General features: G+C 39.8%; 1 protein-coding gene. It reads left to right on the forward strand.

The window, feature by feature from the left end:
• Positions 1-42: 42 nt before the first annotated feature.
• On the forward strand, positions 43-530 hold a 488-nt coding region (locus GPK60_RS07565), incomplete at its 3' end, for an IS200/IS605 family accessory protein TnpB-related protein (RefSeq protein WP_252191326.1).

A 530-nucleotide genomic window follows, 5' to 3' on the forward strand; every position in this document is an offset into this window, starting at 1 on the left:
AATGGACATTATTTATCTATTGATCCTGGACTTCATAATCTGATGACCTGTTATGATTCCGGAAATGGCCGGGCTTTTATCCTGGGAAGAAAGTATCTTTCTCTGGAAAGATATTTTCATAAAGAAATCGCCAGAGTGCAGTCTGTATGGTATGCACAGCAATCGGAAAGAGGAATAAAATATCCAAAAACATCGGAACATATCCAGCGGCTTTACAGGAAAAAGCAGAATACAGTGAAGGATTACCTTCATAAAGTAACCAGATGGATCGCAGAATACTGCAGAAAAGAAGAGATCCGCTGTGTGGTTGTGGGAGACATCCGAAATATCCGGAAAGAAAAAGATATGGGACACAAGACAAACCAGAAGTTTCACAGCCTGCCGTATAATAAGTTGTATATCATGCTGGAATATAAGCTGAAACGGTATGGGATTCCATTGATAAAACAAGAAGAAAGCTATACCAGCCAGTGCAGCCCGTTATCACCAGAAGTATCAAAAAGATATGCAGAAGCATCAAACCGAAAAGA

The sequence above is a fragment of the Ruminococcus sp. MCC718 genome (genome assembly GCF_018783905.1).
GTDB lineage: Bacteria > Bacillota > Clostridia > Lachnospirales > Lachnospiraceae > Hominisplanchenecus > Hominisplanchenecus faecis.